This is a genomic window from Cryocola sp. 340MFSha3.1 (assembly GCF_000383315.1).
In the GTDB taxonomy this organism is placed as follows: Bacteria; Actinomycetota; Actinomycetes; order Actinomycetales; family Microbacteriaceae; genus Leifsonia.
The window spans coordinates 630731-647851 of record NZ_KB911088.1 but is presented as its reverse complement, the minus strand read 5'-3'; the positions used below and the strand labels follow the sequence as shown (position 1 = coordinate 647851).

Sequence of the window (17121 nt, the reverse complement as noted above, 5' to 3'; positions counted from 1 at the left end):
GATCAGCCGCGACCTGCAGGGAGCGCATCCGGCTCCGACTGCGGCACACGCGTCGGCCGGCCGAGCACGAGCGGCCTGCTGGCATCCGGCGCGAGCTGCGTCGTGGCCGCGAGGCCCGCGACGAACCAGACGAAGATCGAGTACTGCGTGATCAGAGCGACCGTCGCGAACGCGGGGATCTGCGCCACGAGGGCGATCGTCGCCGGCGACGCCTTCCCCCGCAGGACGAGCAGGATGCCGAAGGCGAGTGCGACGGCGATCGCGATCAGCACGATGATCCCGTTCGTCAGCCCGGTCAGGATGAGCTGGCTGTCGATCGAGCGGAAGTTGCCGAAGTAGAGAGAGCCGGCCGAGTTCTTCTGCGCCGAGCCCGCGACGCCCACCAGGTTCATCGTTCCGAACAGGGAGACGAGGTCGCCGCGGTAGTCCGCGCTGTCGGAGGCCTCGGCGCCGGCGTCGTCGAACACGGCCGAGACCAGCGGGAACACCACGGCGGAGGCCACGACCACGATCGTGGTGATGGCGATGCGCGCGCGACGCGAGATCGCATCCCGCATGAAGAGCACCGAGAGGGCGACGCCGAGGAGCGAGCAGATCATCCCGATCCGGCTGAACGTGTACACGGTCGCGACGAGCATCGTCAGCACCATCAGGCCGCGCACCCAGAGGCGGAACGGGGCGGCCAGGGCGATCGGGACGGCCATCGCGAGGCTCGCTCCCAGCGCGATGCTGTGCCCGAAGGCCCCCTCCGCCCGCGGTACGCCGCCGCGCTCCTGGATGGTGCCCCAGATCGAGTACAGCGAGTTGCCGGACTTGATCAGCACGAACGGGTTCCAGTGCGTCAACCCTTCGATGATGGCGAGGACCGCGACGATCGTGAAGCAGACGGCGATGGCGCCGTGGACCCAGGCCGGGTCGACGCGCAGCGGGGCGACGCGGCCCACGATGTAGCCTGCGACGAAGTACGTGACCACGATGATCGCGGCGCCGAGGGCGATGCCCGCATTCCCGGCGAGGATGGAGGCGAGCGCCGCCACGACCACGAGCGTCATCAGCGCATCCATCCAGCTCAGCCGGAAGCGGCGGACAGGGAGAAGCGCGGCGACCACCAGCAGGGCGGCCGCGGTCGCAGGCGGCAGGTAGTAGTTGCCGTTGAAGCCGATGCCGAACCCGAGCCAGATCGGCACGAAGCACAGCACGACGATCCAGGTGGCGACCGCCAGGCGCGGCGCGCGGCGCAGCACGAGGAAGCCGAGCACGGCGACGCCCAGCGCGACGGCCAGCAGGAGCAGCCGGTCGACGAGCGCGCCGCTGAGGAAGCTCATGGGTCAGGAGGCGCTGTGACTGCGCGCCGCGTCCGAGGGGGAATCGGGCGCGGCGGCGTTCTCGGCCGGCTCGCCCTCCGCCGCCTTGCCCTTCGCGGAGCGCTTCGCCGTGCCGCCGGCCTCCGCCGTGTCGGCAGACTCCGCTGCAGCTCCGCCACGACGACCCGGCAGGCCGAGACGGCGCGGCGGCTGCTCCGCCATGTAGTACGCGTTGCGCTCCTTGCCCGCCGCGACGCGGTTCAGCACGATGCCGAGCACGGCCGCACCCGACTTCTGCAGCGAGTCGACGGTCTGCGCGAGCTGCTGCTTGCGCACCCGCGTGCGGTCGACGACCACGAGGGCGCCGTCCACCTGGCGGGCGAGGATGGATGCGTCGGCGACCGATCCGAGGGGCGCGGTGTCGATGACGATCACGTCGTAGCGGGCGCGCAGGCGCTCCAGGAGATCGCTCATGGCCCGCGACGAGAGCAGCTCGCTCGGGTTCGGCGGGATGGGACCGGCGGCGAGCACATCCAGGTCGCCCGCGCCCCAGCGCTGCACCACGTCCTCGAAGTCGGCGCGGCCGGCGAGAACGGACGTCAGCCCGGCGTTGCCCGACAGGGACGTGTACCCGGCGATGGCGGGGCGACGCAGGTCGGCGTCGATCAGCAGGACGCGCTGGCCCGTCTCGGAGAGCGCGAGCGCCAGGTTGGACGAGATCAGCGACTTGCCCTCGGACGGGATCGACGACGTGATCACGAACGATCGGGTCGGCGAGCCGAGCGTGACGAACTCGAGGTTCGAGCGCAGCTGCCGATAGGCCTCCGCCGCATTGGAGAGCGGCGCCGAGACGAGCACGGGGACGCCGTCCTTGTTCCGTTCGCGCTGGATCGACCCGACGAGCGGAGCCTTCGCGACCTCCGTCGCGGTCTCGGCGTTGTGGACGCCCGTATCGAAGGTCGCGCGCAGCACGACGATGAGGGCACCGACGATGAGCCCGAGCAGCAGGCCGGAGAGCACGTTCAGCCGCGTGTTCGGCGACGACGCGAACTTGGGGACGGCGGCGTGCTCGATCACGCGGACGGAGACCGTCGCCGCGCCCTGCGCGGTCTTCGGTGCGATCTGCTCGACCGTGCTCGACAGGCTGGCCGCCACCGCGTTCGCGATGTCCGCCGCCTGGCGCGGGTTGGTGTCGGTCACGGCGAGCTCGAGGATGACCGTGTTCTGCGGCGTGCTCACCGAGATCGAATCGGCCAACTGGCTCGGCGTGATGGAGAGGTCGAGCTGGTCGACCACCGGCGTGAGCACGACCGGTGACTCGGCCAGCTGGGCGAACGACAGCATCTGGTTCTGCGTGTACGTGGACCCCTGGCTCAGGTCGTTCGCGGACCCGCCGAAGTTGAGCGAGAAGTACAGTCCGGAGGTCGCGGTGTAGCTCTTGACCGCCAGTTGCGACAGGCCGAAGCCCAGCAGCGCTCCCGCGATCGTCGCGATGACGACGACGTACCAGAAACGCCGGAACGCCTGCGCGTACTGCTTGGAGCTCATCGATTCTCCCCCTCGGTCACCCGGTCCTGCGCCGCCCTCACTGGAACACCACGAGCTGGGCGCCCGCCTGGTCGCTCAGGGTCACGGTGACCGCTCCGTCGTCGTCGGCCGGCACCGTGAAGACGTACACCGCCGTCGCGGATGCTCCGGGCTGGAGGGATCCGGTGAAGGGCTTGGCGGCGGAGTCGCCGGCGACCGGTGCTGCGGGCGTCGCACTCGAACCGTAGTAGGCGTTGACCGTCGCCGTCGAGAGGGGGAATGCGCCGCCCGTCCCGTTGGTCAGGCGCAGGGTCACCTTCACGGCCGGTCCGCTGACCTCGCCGGGGCGCGTGGCGGTCGCTGTGTAGGACTCGACGGAGACGACGTTCGCGGTCAGACCGGAGGGGGTCTTCACATCCTGCTTGACCTCGGCGGTCTGGGCGACGACGCCGCCGAAGCGCGCATCCATCTCGCCCTTCTTCGCCGGGGAGGGCGTCGACGGCGACCCCGTCGGTGCATCGGACGGAGTGGAGGTCGACGGCGCGGAGCCCGCGCTGTCGGTCGGCCGCGGCAGCTGCGTCGCCGCCGGCTTGAGTGCGTCCGGCACCGGTCCGCCCGCGGGCCGCGAGAACGAGTACACGGAGGCGATGACGATCGCGGCCACGATGGCGAGGCCGCCGACAGCGGCGAGCGCGACGAGCCCGATGCGCTTGCGCGTCCAGCGGCCCTTCTGCTCCGGCGACTGGTTCTCCGGGGTCTGGTCGTCCGGCGTGGGCAGCGGGGTGGTGTTGTCGTCCGACGTCATGGCCGGCCTCCTTCGGAACGGAGCTCGCGGAACCAGGTGACGGCTGCGGCGAACAGGAAGAGCGTCGTCGCGAGGACGATGAGGGTGTAGAGCACGAGGAAGCCGGGAAGCCAGCCGAGCAGGACGAACGAGAGGCAGAGCACCCCGTAGTCCATGGGAAGGACGAGCACCGCACGCATCCAGGACGGACGGCCGGGCGCATCGGCGGCCAGGGAGACCCGGCCGTGCTGGCGCCGCAGCTGCTCGGTGAGGATCATCCCGAAGAACAGAACGGAGGAGATCACCGCGGAGAAGAGGGGGACGAGGAGCCAGGCGACCGGGACCGCGTCGTGCAGGTAGAGGCCGAGGCCGAGCGCCAGCGGCATGCTGACCACCTTGGTGGCGTCGACCATGTGGTCGAGCCACTCGCCCGCAGGGCTGCTGCGCCCGGTCAGCCGCGAGAGCTGGCCGTCCGCGCTGTCGAAGGCGTAGCCGATGAGGAGCATGAGCGCGACGCCGATGCCCAGCAGCCAGGACGGCGGGAACACGACGAGCAGGATGAGGGCCGCGAACGTCCACGCGGCGCTGATCGCGGTGACGCCGTTCGGGGTGAGGCCGGCCCGGTACGCCCAGGCCGTCAGGTACCGGCCGAGCCGGCGGTTGACGAACCGGGAGTAGGCGGGAGCGCTGCGGGCGGCCGGCTTCTGCGCGGCGGCGAGCCGGCGGAGGACGGAGCCGTAGGTCTCGCGGGTCGTCGCGCCGTCGAGCGTTCCGCCGGTCACGACTCCACCGCCTCGCCGGTGAGGCGCGGGGCGGAGCCGACGCGCTGGATGGTGAGCGGTCGCCTCGCGCGCACCTGCACGCGGTCGGCGAGGTCGCGGCAGAGGAGTTCGTACTTGTCGGCCACGTCGTCCCAGTCGTATCCGGCGGCGCGGGCGCGGGTTGCAGCTCGGCGGCCGGGGTGCCCATCGGGGTCGGCTTCCGCCGCCTCGACGACGCGGGCGACATCCCCCTCGGTGGTGAAGTACGCGCCGCTGTCGCCGAGCACCTCGCGGTTGAAGACGACGTCGTAGGCGAGCGTCGGCGCTCCGGCGCCGATCGCGCGGAGCAGCGACGGGTTCGTCCCGCCGACCGAGTGTCCGTGCAGGTAGCTGAAGGCGTTGGCGTAGAGCTGGTCGAGGAGGCGCTGGTCCCAGACCCCGCCGAGGAAGCGCACGCGGTCGTCCGCGAGCTCGTGGACCCGGGCCGTGTAGGCGTCCGCGTAGGGGGCGGATCCGACGACGATCAGCGGGAGCCGGGCGCCGCTGCGGCGATACCCGTCGACGATGGTGTGGACGTGATTCTCCGGCTCGAAGCGGGCCACCAGCAGGTGGTAACCCTGCGGCTCCAGTCCGAGGCTTGCCAGCAGGTCGGACTCGTCGGCCACGCGGGGAGCGCCGTAGGCGATCAGCCGGGTCGGCGTGTGGAACTCGTCGCGGTAGTAGTCCGCGATGCCCTGCGCGTCGGCGATGAGCCCGTCGGACCAGCGGACGGCCGCGGATTCGGCGAGCCGGTAGTAGCGGCGGCCCGTCCCCTTCCACTTGTCGCGCTTCCACTCGAGACCGTCGACATGGGTGGCGACCGGGATGCGCGCGGCGCGGATCAGCGGGAGGTATGGCGAGTTGGCCGCGTTGAAGACCAGGGCGACGTCCGTGCGGTGGCGGAGGAGGTGGGCGACCGAGAGGCCGGTGTGGCTCAGCGTCTCGAGCGAGCGGCGGTGCATCGCGCCTTTGTGGACGAGCTCCATCCCGCGGTACTCGGCGGGGCGCTCTCCGTCGGCCGGGCGGCAGTAGACGACGACGCGGTGACCGCGCTCCGCCAGCCGGGAGCCGACCTCCTCGACGGCGGTCTCGAAGCCGCCGTATCGGGCGGGCACGCCACGCGTTCCGACCATGGCGATGCTGAGCGGTTCCCCTGATCGCCTCGCCTTGCTCTGCATCGGCTTCTCTCGTTCTCGTCGGTCGGTACGGAGAAACCCGACGACGGAAGCGTCGACCGTGACGGGCGGGCGAGAATCCGCATATCTCGGTCTTCGGTGTGCACCAGGGTCGGGTCTCTGTTGCCCTCACAGTCTATGACGAGAAATCCTCAACTGTTGCTCCCCTGTTCGGGGGACTTTCACCGGGAGCGTGTACGCCGGGAGGCCCGCAGACCGTCCCGCACCCCCCGGAACGCCGCCGCGAGCGGGGCCGCCGACCGCAGGAACTGGCGCCGCCCGCCCTGCAACAGCACTTCGTACGCGATAGGGATACTGGCCCGCCGCCACCGCTTCACCGACGCCTCGTCGAGGTTGCGTGCCGCGAAGACCAGCCGGTTCCGGATGTTGAAGTAGTAGTACGTCGTGGACTTCGCCTCGCCGCTCGTCGCGTGGCCGTCGCCCTGCGTCCCGCCCTCGGCGTGCACCGCCGTCGCGGTCTCCACGACCTCCACGCGGCCTCCCGCCCGTCGCGCACGGTACGACAGCTCGACGTCCTCCCAATACAGGAAGTAGCCGTCGCCGAACCCGCCGATCCGCGTCCACAGCTCCGCGCTCACCAGCAGGCACGCGCCGCTCAGCCACTGCTCGGCGTCGCGGACGCCGAGGCGCTCGCGGTTGCGGGTCGCCGTGATCCGCCCGTCGCCGAGGTGCAGGTCGGAGCCGTCGAACCACACCGACCCGTCCGGCCGGAGCACCCGCGGCGCGAGCAGGACGAGCGGGTCGTCACCGGCCGCGCCGAGCAGAGCCGAGACGTCCGCCGGCTCGATCGTCGCATCCGGGTTCAGGAGCAGCAGGTGGGCGGCACCGGCGGCGATGGCGCGCTCCGCTGCCGCGTTCATCCCGAGCCCGAAGCCCAGGTTCTCCGCCGGCTCGAGCAGGTCCCATCCCTCCGCCGCGGAGAGCCGGCGCATGGCCTCGCGCTCCGCGTCGGAGGTGCGGTTGTCGACGACGAACGTGCGCGCGCCCTCCAGCCGACGGGTCAGCGGGGCGAGGTTCTCGGCGAGCAGTCCGGAGGAGCCGTAGCCGACGACGATCACGGCCAACCCCTCGAACGCCATCCTGCTCCCCTCCTGCCGACCGCCCCCGTCCGGGCGCTGGCGTGAAGCCTATACCTGTGTGAGCATGGTGACTCCGCCACCCGATGCGAGGACCAGAACTCGATGACCGACCAGCGCCTGCCCGTGACGATCGCCGTTCCGACGTTCCATCGGCCCGAGGAACTGCGGGTGCTGCTGCCCCTGCTGAAGGCGCAGGCCGACGATCTGGACGCCGCCGGCACCACGACCACGGACGTCCTGGTGGTCGACAACGACCCCGGCGCGAGCGGACGCACGGCGGCCGAGGAGGCCGGTGTCCGCTACGTCGTCGAGCCGCAGCCCGGCATCGCGGCCGCGCGCAACCGCGCCCTCGACGAGAGCGCAGGGTCGCGGCTGCTCGCCTTCATCGACGACGACGAGCACCCCCACGCCGGCTGGTTGCGCGAGCTCGTCCGGGTGTGGCGCATCTCGGAGCCGGCTCTGGTCTCCGGCCGGGTCGTCGCGGAGTTCGAGCGACCGCCCGGACGGTGGATCGAGGAGGGGCGGTTCTTCGTGCGGCGCTCCCTGCCGACGGGCACGCCGCTCCACGTCGCCGCGGCCGGCAACCTCCTGCTCGACCTCGACCAGGTGCGCGAGAGCGGCGTGCGGTTCGCGCTCGACCTCGGTCTGAGCGGCGGGGAGGACACCCTGTTCAGCCGTCAGCTCGCCCATGCCGGCTACCGGATGGTGTGGTGCAACGAATCGGTGATCACCGATCTGGTGCCGTCCGCGCGGATCAGCCGCCGCTGGGTGCTCCGACGGGCGTGGAGTCACGGCAACTCGACCGCTGTCGTCAGCGTGCGCCTGGCGAGCGGTCCGGCCGGTCGCGCCGTCGCGCGGGTCCGCGCTGCGGTCGGCGGGGCCGCGCGTGTGGTCCTCGGCGTGGCCAGGACGGCACTCGGCCTGCTCCTCCGCTCCCCCGGCCACCAGGCGCGCGGATCCCGCGCCGCCTACCGCGGTGCCGGGATGGTGTGGGCGGCGTTCGGCGGCGTCTACCAGGAGTACGCGCGGACGACGCAGGGCACTCCGCAGTGAGCGTTCGCGACCGGGCGATCGCCCTCGTTCGCCGCGCCGGCGCTCCGGTGGGGTCCGTCATGCGGGTCCGCACCGAGGAGCCTGTGGTCGTCGCGACGTTCGACGACGGCCCGTCGTTCCGGACCGCCACGGTGCTGTCGGCCCTCGCGGACGCGGGCGCAACGGCGACATTCTTCGTGCTGCTGAGCCGCACCCGTCGCGATCCGGGCCTGCTCGACGACATCCTCGGCGGCGGCCACGAGCTCGCCCTGCACGGCCCCGACCACCGCCGCCTCACCACGCTGCCGCCCGACTCACTGGCCGGACGGATGCGCGACGCGCGCGCCGAGCTGGAGGACCTCGCCGGGCGCCCGATCCACTGGTTCCGGCCGCCGTACGGCGCGCAGAGTCTGCGCTCCTGGCGTGCCGTGAAGGCCGCGGGCATGGAGCCGGTGCTGTGGGGACCGACGCTGGCCGACTGGCGCGACGCCCCGCACGACGAGCGGCTCCGTCTGGCCCTGTCGGCGGAACGCGGCGCCATCATCCTCGGCCACGACGGGCACGCGGATGCGGTCGACGGCGTCGACGACGGGCCCGCCCCCACGGTCGACCACGCCACGCTGCTCCCCGAAGTCGTGGCCGGCTACGCCGCGCGCGGGCTGCGACTCACCTCGCTCGGCACAGCGGCCGCGAACGGCCGCCTGGTGCGAGAGGCCCGGTTCAGGAGCTGACCGTCTGCTCCCGGCTGCGGCGCCGACTCCGGCCGCCGCGCACGAGGTCGATCGCCCGGCGGTACGCGGTCGCGTGCTGCGGCCCCGCGTCCGCCCACGAACGCGCGCTCAGGTCGGGTCGGCCCTCGACGCCGCGGGCGTGCTCGGCGGCGTCGCGGATCACCTCCGGCGTGAGCTCGGCGTACCGGCTCACCCACGCGGGTCCGACCTCCTCGGCGAGCGCCGCCGTCGTCTCGTTGTCGGGCACGAGCACCGGACGATCGAGCGACAGCGCGGTGAGCACCCCTCCCGAGTTGTGCATGTCACGATAGGGCAGCACGATCAGCTCGCTGCGTCCGACCAGGTCCGCCAGCTCGGAGTCCTGCAGGAAGCTCAGCTGCACCCGGACACGCTCGTCGCGGTCGGCGAGCGCGCGGATCGTCTCGGCGAGCTCCTCGGTGGACGGCTTGCCCGCGACGGTCAGCCGCAGGTCGTCTCCTGGAACCCGGGCGAAGACCTCCAGCAGCTGCTCGACCCCCTTGTAGCGGCGGATGAGCCCGAAGTAGCCCAGCCGGCCGTGCTCGCGCGCCGGACGCGGATAGCGGCCGAACCACTCCCGGTAGTCGCCGTGCAGGATCGTCTCGTAAGCCGTGCCGTCCGGGAACGGTGTGGTGGGGTTGAGTCGGATGCGCAGCGTCGTCCGCCGGTCGAACCAGCGGAGGATGGCGCGCTCGCGCCGCGAGATGCCGTCCGGCAGGTGCAGGTTGTGGACCGTCCGCACGATCGGCGTCCGCGTCACTCGGAGCTTGAGGATGAGCACGACCGTCAGCGCCTGGCGGACGAGCGCCTTCATCCGGCTCTGCCCCGAAACCAGGATCTCGGGCCAGTGCGCGTGGAACACGTCGTACCGGCCGAGCAGCGCGCGCCGCCACGAGAACGTGCGCACCTCAAGACCCGGCGTCGACGTGAGCGCGTCGCGCAGCATCACGATGTACGGGTTGGTGGTGGGCCGCGGATCCGGGAAGGACTGCTGGACGACGATTCGCTCGGGCTCGGTCATGGTGCGATCCACCCTAGGGGCCGTTCCGCGGTCAGAGCCAGCGCCGACCCCCAAGACTGGGTGCATTTTTGAGAATATCTCGTTATTTGGCCTCCGCCTGTCTAGACTCGCTCAGCAGAGGCCCGACACCCGACTCGAGGGCCCCGACCAGACCCCGGAGCTGCCCGTGGCCAGCGAAGCGCCAACTCTTCACCACCAGCACGTCCGCCTGTACGACCAGGTGCGCAGCGTGCATCTCGAGCGCGCCCACGAACTCGACCCTGCGGCGATCGTGTACCGCGTGAAGCGCTACGACTTCGATCCTGAGCTGGCGTCCGGTATCGAGCTCGCGCAGGCCGGCAGCCTCGCGGCGGCACGGATGGCCCTCCGCAGCAGGATCACCCGGGTCGAGGTCGACGAGCCGCTCTACCTCGACTCCCTCCCCCGGACCGCCGCCGTGCTCGCCGCGCTCGGGCTCAAGCGCCTGTTCGGTGCACCACGCGCCGAAGTCGCTACGTACGCGATCGAGAACCTCGACCCCTTCGCCGCCCGCCCGCCTCGCCTCCGCAGCCGCCTGCGTCGCGCCGTCGAGCGGATGCTGAGCGCCTACGTCTGGCACCGTCTCGACACCGTCGTCTACGGGACGCCCGGCGCCCGCGACCTCTACGGCGAGACCTTCGCCCGCCGCCCCCGCCGCCAGCTGACGGTCGAAGCGCTCCCGAGCCCGTGCCGCTGCGACGCCGAGCGGACGGTCCAGCGCGACCCCGACGGCGTCGTCTTCCTCGGCGCCTTCTCGCCTCGCAAGGGATTCGGCGACGTGCTCGCCGCGTGGCCGGCCATCCGTTCCCGGCGCCCGCTGGCGACGCTGACGCTGATCGGGTCGGGCGGGATGCTCGACGAGGCACGGGCCGCGGCCGACGCCGACCCCTCGATCCGGCTCCTCGTCGATCCGCCCAGGGACGTCATCCACACCGAACTGCTGCGCGCGCACGTCCTCGTGCTGCCGTCACGACGGGTCGGCGACTGGCGCGAGCAGATCGGTCTTCCCCTGGTGGAGGCGCTCGCCCACGGCTGCGAGGTCGTCACCACGTCGGAGACCGGCATCGCCGAGTTCCTCATCGACGCCGGCCACCTCGTCCTTCCGGGGGACGCCGACGCCGCACGCATCGCCGACGGGGTGGATGCGGCGCTCGCCCGCCACCGCACCGCCGCCGACATCCGCTCCGCCCTCCCCGCCGTCGACGGCCGCATCGCCGCCGGTCGCGCCCTGTTCGAAGAGCAGGTACCGGCATGACGACCCTGAAGCCGCAGCGGACCGGGATGGTGCGCGCCGTCGGGTCGACGGCGGTCATCAAGGTCGTCGTGATGGGCATCTCCGGTCTCATCGGCATCGTCAACAGCCGGCTCATCATCCAGAACTTCGGCACCGACGCCTACGCCCAATACGGCCTGCTCGCGGCACTTCCCGCCCTGCTGCCCTTCGCGGACCTCGGGATCGCGGCCGTCGTCATCAACGCGGTGGCCGGCTCCGACAAACCGGCATCCGACCGCCTGGTCCGCAGCACGATCGTGACGGCCTTCCGCATACTGCTGTGCTCCGCCGCCGCCATCGTCGGCGTGGGCCTCGTGATCTCGCTGCTCGGCTGGTGGCCGGCCATCCTCGGCGGTGCGCTGCTGCCGGACGGCGGGAGCCTCGCCGCGTTCCTGTGCCTCGGCACGTTCGCGCTGGTGCTGCCGCTCACGGTCGGTTCGCGCGTGCTCGTCGGGCTCGGCCGGACCAGCACCCAGACCGCCAGCCAGGCCGTCGTCGCCCCGGCGATGTTCCTCGGGCTCGCGACCCTGGTGGCCCTGTCGGCTCCGGCGGGCAGCTTCCTCGCGGTTCTCTCGTACATCGCCAACGGCCTCGCATCGCTGATCTGCCTCCTGGTCGCAGCGCGCCTCATCCGTCCGCAGATCGGGAAGGCCCTCCGCGAGGTGCCGTTCCCCCGGCGCTACCCGGGCGTTCCCGCCATGGGCGTCGCGTGGCCGATGCTCGTGCAGATGGTCGCCCTCCCGATCGCCATGCAGACGGACCGCCTCCTGCTCAGCCACCTGACCACCGGCACCGAGCTCGCGCAGTACAACCTCGCCTCCCAGCTGTTCGGCCTGGTCGTGCAGACCATCGCCGCCGCGGGCGTCGCGCTCTGGCCGATCTACGCGAGGGCCCGGTCGGAGTCGCGCATCGAGTCGCCGATGAAGCCGACGATGTGGTTCCTCGCCGGCGGCCTCGGACTGGGGCTCCTGCTCGCCGCGCTCTCGCCGCTGCTCACCCATTTCATCGCGGGCGACAGGTTCACCCTCGACCCGTGGCTGGTCGGCGGGTTCGTGGTGTTCGTCGCGCTGCAGGCCGCCAAGTACCCGGCGGGGATGTACATGACGGACAAGCGCGGCCTCACCTTCCAGGTATGGCCGATCCTCGCCAGCGTGCCCCTGAACCTCGTGCTGTCCTGGTGGCTGATCGGCGTCATCGGTGCGGGCGGCCCGATCATCGGCTCCGCGATCAGCGTCCTGGTCTGCCAGGTGCTGCCCAACCTCTGGTACGTCACACACGACCTCGGCCGCCGTCGGGCGGAAGTGCCCGACGACGGCCGAGAGGACGTGCTCTAGAGGAACCCGTGTTGCGGGCGCCCCGCTGTTACCAGGCGCCGACGTGGACGGTGCCGGCCGGCTTCCCGATGAGCGACGCGATGTCGCCGGGGAGGGCCGTGGCCGCGCCGACCACCGAGGCGATCAGCTGCGAGGGCGCGAGCGACGGTGCGTTCTCCGCCATCGTGCTGTGCGCCTCCTGCCCGGTCGCCGACGTGAACGCCGAGAACGTGGAGTACACGGCCGGGTCACCGGCGCCGCGGGACCAGATCACGGCCCACGACGGGGACGAAGCCGAGGCCCTGCGGTACAGGTTGTAATCGCTGCTGATCTGCATCCGCTCGGCGGACAGCTGGTGCGAGTAGTCCTCGACGCACAGCAGGCAGTTGCCCGTCCCGCCGGAGATGACGTTGTTCCGGATGGTGACCGGCCCGGTGACCCAGGTCATGGTCGGGTCCGGGAACGCCTGGCGCGGGTCGTGACCGGCGTCCGACGAGTTGTTGCCCCGACGCGAGTCCTGCGTGATGTCGAGGTTGCGCGCGTTGTCGCTGAGCGTGTTGTTCCACACCTTGGCCGAGCTGATGTTGTTCAGCTTGATGCCGGCCGAGATGTTCCGCGACGCGACGTTGTCCACCAGGGTCGCGGTCGACGAGATCTCCAGCGAGATGCCGTTGCCCGCGTTGCCGATGGCGTCGTTGTGCGCGATCGTCATGCCGTAAACCGACTCGTCGAGCCACAGCCCGGCCGCCTGGTTGCGCAGGAACGCGCTGTCACGGATGTCGATGATCCGCGATCGCGTGATCTTCACGCCTCCCGAGACCGGCGAGGTGTTGAAGTGCTCGGCGTTGTTGTCCGCGGCCAGCACGCCGTCGAGCGTCAGGTGGTCGGAGTAGTTCGCGTGGACGCCGAGGAGGCCGTTCCGGGCCGCCGTGACGGAGCGCAGCGTGTTGCCGTCGCCGCCCAGCGAGACACCGGTCGTGGCGTTGTCGGTGAAGGAGACGTTCTCGAAGAGCGCTCCGCCCTTCCACGCGGTGACCGCACCCATGTCGGGGACCGAAGGCGCGTAGCGGCGCACCCCGACGCCCTTCAGGACGAAGCCGGCGGACTGGACGCTGATCGCCTTCTGCAGGTCGCTTGCGCGCACCTCCTGGCTGCCCGGGTTGGTTCCGAGCACGAGCGTCTTGCCCGCTGTGTCGTAGTAGAAGGTGCCCGGGCGGACCTGTGACCGGCTCGCGACCTGCTGCTGGGCGGCATTGCCGATCCAGACCTGGTCGGGGTGCGCGGCCATCGGGTACGACGGGTTCAGCCACTGCCAGCCCGGCGTGGAGCCGTCGCCGGCGCCACGGGTGTAGGTCGGGCTGGAGTCGAAGACGTGGTTCCAGCCTCCGGCGACCCAGGTGCTGCCGCTCTGCGTCCAGCCCTTCACGACGGAGCTGCCGTCGAGGTAGGCGGCCTCCTTCGGGTACGACTGGATGGTCAGCTTCTTCGTCGCGGGCACGGTCAGCGACTCGTGGTAGCTGCCGGCTCGCAGGACGATCGTCGCGCCGTTCCCGGCGACGTCGATGGCGTGCTGCACGGTGCGGAACGGGCTGGATGCCGTCCCCGCTCCGGTGTCGGAGCCGTTCGGGGCCACGAGCAGGGCGCCGGCGGGAACCGCGTACGCGGTGCTGCCGATGGCGGCCGCGCCCGTCGGGAAGCGGGTGCCGGACGTGTCGATCGACGGGTCGCCGGTCGGAGCGGGCTGCGGCTGCGTCGGCGGGGTGACCGGCGGCGCGGGGTCGACCGGTGCGGTCGGCTCGCTCGGCTGGGGGGTCGGCGTCTGCGTCGGGGTCGGCGTCTGCGTCGGAGTGTTGGTCGGCGTCGGAGTCGGCGTCGGAGTCTCCTCCACCGGCTTCAGCGTCGACGCCGCGAGCGTGTCGAACGCGACAGGCTGAGCGGCGGTCGAGCCGGAGACGTACGACCAGGCGGCGAGGCTGCCCGCGGAGGTCAGCCGCTTTGCGCTGGAGTCGTCGGCGACGGACTGCCAGTCCGGCTTCGCCTGGCCCTCGGGCCAGGCGCGAGCCTGCAGGTGGACGGGGTTCGACCCGGTCGCCTGGAACTCGAGGTGCACCGATGCCCCGGCCTTGAGGCCGGTCGCGACCCGGATCTCCTTGCCGACCGTCGTCTGGTCGGCCGTGGAGCCGTTGATGCGGAGGATCGTGAGGGTGAGGGCGCCTGTGGCGTTCACCCGGATGTTGGCCTGATAGTACGAGCCGGCGGCGACGCGGGTCTGCACACCGGCGAAGATGCCGTTACCCCCGGAGGGGATGCGCGGGACGTCGATCGTCGCCGACGTCGTGACGTCACCGGCGGTGACCGACGGCAGGGTCGCCGTGAGCGACGAGCCGGGACGCGGCAGTGTCATGCTGCCGGCGTCGCCGGTCGCCGAGAAGGGCGTCGTGCCGGTGGTCCGGTAGGCGCCGCCGACCGGCGCGCTGCCCCATCCACCCGCTGTGACGCGGGAGAAGTCGTCGGAGACCAGCTGGCTGCCGACGACGTAGTTGGAGGGTGCAGCCGACGCCGTGATCGCCGGCAGGCCGAAGACGGCGATACCGGCGGTGGCGACCGTCGCCACAGCGGTGACGACGATGTTGCGGGTGAAGATGCGGGGAGCGGGGGACTTTTGGGTGTTGGTGAGGCGGTGTCTGGCCTTGCGGACCATGGACTGTCTTCCAATACTGATAGTTCGCGAACAGAAAAACACAGAGGTGAGACCAGGCCTTCTGCGCGGAGCTGAGAAGAAGCTAGCACGTGCCCCTGCGAGTCCGCGAACCAAAACCGTTAAATCTATCGCGCGTCCTGTCGACACGCTATGGCGATACACCCCCCCTTTCGGGTGGCCCAGCCAGGCGCTTCGCAGCCGTCGGCCCCTTCCCGGGCGTTTCCGGAAGAATGGCTGTATGCCCGGCTCCGACACCTTCCGCATCCTCACCGTCTGCACGGGGAACATCTGCCGCTCCCCCGCGATGGAGTTCCTGCTGGCTCAGGCGCTCGAGTCCGATCCGCGCTTCCACGTGCACTCCGCTGGGACGCACGCGGAGCGCGGCTGGCCGGTGAACCCGCCCATGGACCGCCTGCTGGAGGACCGCGGGATCGACGTCTCCGAGTTCGTCGCCCGGCAGGCGGATCGACAGCTGCTCGCCGGGTCCGACCTGGTGCTCACCGCGACGCAGCAGCATCTCGCCTGGGTGACCGAGCACGAGCCGCGGATCGTGCGCCGCGCCTTCACCCTCACGGAGTTCGCCGACGCGATCGTCGGGGCGCCAGAGGGCTCGGACCTGCGCGAGCTCGTCGCGTGGGCGGCGGCACACCGTCCGGCGCTCCGCATCCGCTCGCTCGGCGCTCCCACCCGCCGGGGATACGACGAGGGCGACATCCTCGATCCGTACGGCCGGGGTGAGGCCGCGTATCAGGCGGCACTCGGCCAGATCGAGCCGCTGGTACAGCGCATCGCACCTGCGCTCCTGGAGGCCGCACAGCCCGCCTGACACCCGCACAGGGCACATTCAGCACTCCCCGAGATCACTTGGTGACAAATCCTCACTAATCCGCCAGAATAGGTGAGGAAATCTCAAACCAAGGGGGGAAGCCCGTGACCCGACGCGTCGGCTACGCCGCAGGGGCGTTCGATCTGTTCCACATCGGACACCTGAACATCCTGAAACACGCCAAGAGCCAGTGCGACTACCTGATCGCGGGCGTCGTCTCCGACGAGATGCTGGAGCTCACCAAGGGCATCACCCCGGTCATCCCCCTCGCCGAGCGGCTGGAGATCGTCCAGAGCATCGACTACGTCGACGAGGCGGTCGCCGAGACCGTCCCCGACAAGCTCGACACCTGGCGCGAACTGCGGTTCGACGTGTTCTTCAAGGGCGACGACTGGCGCGGCACCGAGAAGGGGATGCGGCTCGAGCGCGAGTTCGCGGCCGTCGGCGTCGAGGTCGTGTACTTCCCGTACACGATGACCACGTCATCCACCCAGCTGCGGAAGGCGCTCGCGGTCCTAGCCGGCTGAGTCCCCATCCTCGTCGGCGAAGCGGTCGGTCGCCTCGATCAGCGCATCCAGGATGCCCGGCTCGTCGAACGCGTGCCCGGCATCCGGGATCATCCGCAGGTCCGACTCCGGAAGCGCACGATGCAGGTCCCACGCGGTCATCGGCGGAGTGCACACGTCGTAGCGGCCCTGCACGATCACGGTCGGGATCCCGGCGAGCTTCTCCGCATCCCGGATCAACTGCCCCTCCTCGAACCAACCGCCGTTGACGAAGAAGTGGTTCTCGATGCGCGCGAACGCGACGGCATGCGTCGGCTCGGTGAACGCCTCGACGAGCTCCGGCCGCGGCAACAGGGTGATCGTGGACGACTCCCAGCGCGACCAGGCGACGGCGGCGGGCAGGTGCACGGCCGGGTCGGTGTCGAACAGCAGGCGGTTGTACGCACGCATCAGACGTGACCGCTCGCTCTCGGGAACCGGCTCCAGGAACCCCTCCCAGAGATCCGGGAACAGCGCGGACGCGCCACCCTCGTAGAACCAGTCCAGTTCGTGCGCTCGCAGCGTGAAGATGCCGCGCAGCACGAGTTCGGTGACCCGCTCGGGATGCGTCTCCGCGTACGCCAGCGCCAGGGTGCTGCCCCACGAACCGCCGAACACCTGCCAACGGTCGACGCCGAGGTGCTCGCGCAGACGCTCGATGTCGTCCACCAGGTGCCAGGTCGTGTTGACGCTGAGGTCGGCCTCCGGCTCGCTGGCATGCGGGAGGCTGCGGCCGCACATTCGCTGATCGAACAGCACGATGCGGTAGCGCTCCGGATCGAACAGCCGGCGGTGGGCCGGCGTCGTCCCGCCGCCCGGGCCGCCGTGCAGGAACACGACCGGTTTCCCCTCCGGATTGCCGCTGACCTCCCAGTACAGCTGCTGGCCGTCGCCGACGTCCAGCATTCCGCTGTCGTACGGCTCGATCTCGGGGTACAGGCTCCGCATGGCTT

15 protein-coding genes are annotated in these 17121 nt (G+C 71.1%); 6 read left to right on the top strand and 9 right to left on the bottom strand.

The genetic code is table 11. From position 1 onward, the window contains the following. Nucleotides 1-2: 2 nt before the first annotated feature. From H284_RS0114085 to H284_RS0114060, 6 genes are all read right to left on the bottom strand, one after another. Nucleotides 3-1325, bottom strand: a complete 1323-nt coding sequence (locus H284_RS0114085; protein WP_020076751.1) for a hypothetical protein — start codon at nucleotides 1323-1325, stop codon at nucleotides 3-5. A 3-nt stretch (nucleotides 1326-1328) separates the two neighbouring features. Beyond that, nucleotides 1329-2852 (bottom strand): tyrosine-protein kinase domain-containing protein, encoded by a 1524-nt coding sequence (locus H284_RS0114080; RefSeq protein WP_020076750.1) that lies wholly within the window; start codon nucleotides 2850-2852, stop codon nucleotides 1329-1331. Nucleotides 2853-2889: 37 nt separating this feature from the next. After that, nucleotides 2890-3636, bottom strand: coding sequence for a hypothetical protein (locus H284_RS0114075; RefSeq protein ID WP_020076749.1), 747 nt, complete (start codon nucleotides 3634-3636; stop codon nucleotides 2890-2892). After that, nucleotides 3633-4397: a CDP-alcohol phosphatidyltransferase family protein gene (locus H284_RS0114070; protein WP_020076748.1), complete on the bottom strand. Its 765-nt coding sequence runs from the start codon at nucleotides 4395-4397 to the stop codon at nucleotides 3633-3635. The genes H284_RS0114075 and H284_RS0114070 overlap by 4 nt, the downstream gene beginning before the upstream one ends. After that, on the bottom strand, nucleotides 4394-5593 hold the full coding sequence (locus H284_RS0114065) for a DUF1972 domain-containing protein (RefSeq protein ID WP_020076747.1): 1200 nt from the start codon (nucleotides 5591-5593) through the stop codon (nucleotides 4394-4396). Before H284_RS0114065 ends, H284_RS0114070 begins: the two co-directional genes overlap by 4 nt. Before the next feature lie 179 nt (nucleotides 5594-5772). Continuing rightward, a complete protein-coding gene (locus H284_RS0114060; RefSeq protein WP_020076746.1) occupies nucleotides 5773-6690 on the bottom strand; it encodes a glycosyltransferase family protein in 918 nt (305 codons plus the stop codon). 102 nt (nucleotides 6691-6792) lie between these two features. Between H284_RS0114060 and H284_RS0114055 the strand changes: the two genes are divergently transcribed. Beyond that, complete coding sequence (locus tag H284_RS0114055) at nucleotides 6793-7743, top strand: glycosyltransferase family 2 protein (protein ID WP_020076745.1); 951 nt, start codon at nucleotides 6793-6795, stop codon at nucleotides 7741-7743. Beyond that, nucleotides 7740-8453, top strand: coding sequence for a polysaccharide deacetylase family protein (locus tag H284_RS0114050; RefSeq protein WP_020076744.1), 714 nt, complete (start codon nucleotides 7740-7742; stop codon nucleotides 8451-8453). The genes H284_RS0114055 and H284_RS0114050 overlap by 4 nt, the downstream gene beginning before the upstream one ends. Here the strand turns inward: H284_RS0114050 and H284_RS0114045 are convergent. Continuing rightward, entirely contained in the window at nucleotides 8443-9492 is a 1050-nt protein-coding gene (locus tag H284_RS0114045; protein ID WP_020076743.1) for a glycosyltransferase, read from the bottom strand. The two genes, H284_RS0114050 and H284_RS0114045, sit on opposite strands and share 11 nt — an antisense overlap. 166 nt (nucleotides 9493-9658) lie before the next feature. Between H284_RS0114045 and H284_RS0114035 the strand changes: the two genes are divergently transcribed. Both H284_RS0114035 and H284_RS0114030 read left to right on the top strand, forming a co-directional pair. Continuing rightward, entirely contained in the window at nucleotides 9659-10765 is a 1107-nt protein-coding gene (locus H284_RS0114035; protein WP_231371240.1) for a glycosyltransferase family 4 protein, read from the top strand. After that, nucleotides 10762-12117 (top strand): lipopolysaccharide biosynthesis protein, encoded by a 1356-nt coding sequence (locus tag H284_RS0114030; RefSeq protein ID WP_018192202.1) that lies wholly within the window; start codon nucleotides 10762-10764, stop codon nucleotides 12115-12117. Before H284_RS0114035 ends, H284_RS0114030 begins: the two co-directional genes overlap by 4 nt. 28 nt (nucleotides 12118-12145) lie before the next feature. Here the strand turns inward: H284_RS0114030 and H284_RS0114025 are convergent, their stop codons facing one another. Next, complete coding sequence (locus tag H284_RS0114025; RefSeq protein WP_020076740.1) at nucleotides 12146-14797, bottom strand: right-handed parallel beta-helix repeat-containing protein; 2652 nt, start codon at nucleotides 14795-14797, stop codon at nucleotides 12146-12148. 238 nt (nucleotides 14798-15035) lie between these two features. Between H284_RS0114025 and H284_RS0114020 the strand changes: the two genes are divergently transcribed. Both H284_RS0114020 and H284_RS0114015 read left to right on the top strand, forming a co-directional pair. Then, nucleotides 15036-15623 (top strand): arsenate reductase/protein-tyrosine-phosphatase family protein, encoded by a 588-nt coding sequence (locus H284_RS0114020; protein ID WP_020076739.1) that lies wholly within the window; start codon nucleotides 15036-15038, stop codon nucleotides 15621-15623. A 104-nt stretch (nucleotides 15624-15727) separates the two neighbouring features. Further along, entirely contained in the window at nucleotides 15728-16150 is a 423-nt protein-coding gene (locus H284_RS0114015; protein WP_018192205.1) for an FAD synthase family protein, read from the top strand. Here the strand turns inward: H284_RS0114015 and pip are convergent. Then, on the bottom strand, nucleotides 16139-17116 hold the full coding sequence (pip, locus tag H284_RS0114010) for a prolyl aminopeptidase (protein WP_020076738.1): 978 nt from the start codon (nucleotides 17114-17116) through the stop codon (nucleotides 16139-16141). The genes H284_RS0114015 and pip overlap by 12 nt on opposite strands. Nucleotides 17117-17121: the final 5 nt, after the last annotated feature.